Consider the following 388-nt stretch of genomic DNA (forward strand, 5'->3'; position numbering starts at 1 on the left):
AAGTGCGGCTGTTCAACCCCTTCGTGCTGCGCTGGCCCAAGCCGCTGGGCTACCTGACGGACTTCGGCCGCGCCAACCGGCGCATGCACAACAAGTCGTTCACCGCCGACAACCAGGCCACCATCGTCGGCGGCCGCAACGTCGGCGACGAATACTTCGGCGCCACCGACGGCGTGCTGTTCAGCGACCTCGACGTGCTGGCCGTCGGCCCCATCGTGCCCGAGGTGTCGCAGGACTTCGACCGCTACTGGGCCAGCCCCTCGGCCTACCCGGCAGAAACCATCCTGCCCACGGCGGACCCGTCCGGGCTGCAGGCATTGAAAGCGCAGGCCGCGCAGATCGAACAGTCCGAACGCGCTCAGGCCTACACCCGGGCCGTCGCCCAGAC

The 388-nt window shown here is 68.8% G+C and carries 1 pseudogene; it reads left to right on the forward strand.

Annotated features, from left to right (window positions below):
* Positions 1 to 388 (forward strand): annotated as a pseudogene (locus tag QZH66_RS18695) (phospholipase D family protein); the annotation flags it as partial.

The organism is Stenotrophomonas sp. YIM B06876 (genome assembly GCF_030711595.1).
Lineage (GTDB): Bacteria > Pseudomonadota > Gammaproteobacteria > Xanthomonadales > Xanthomonadaceae > Stenotrophomonas.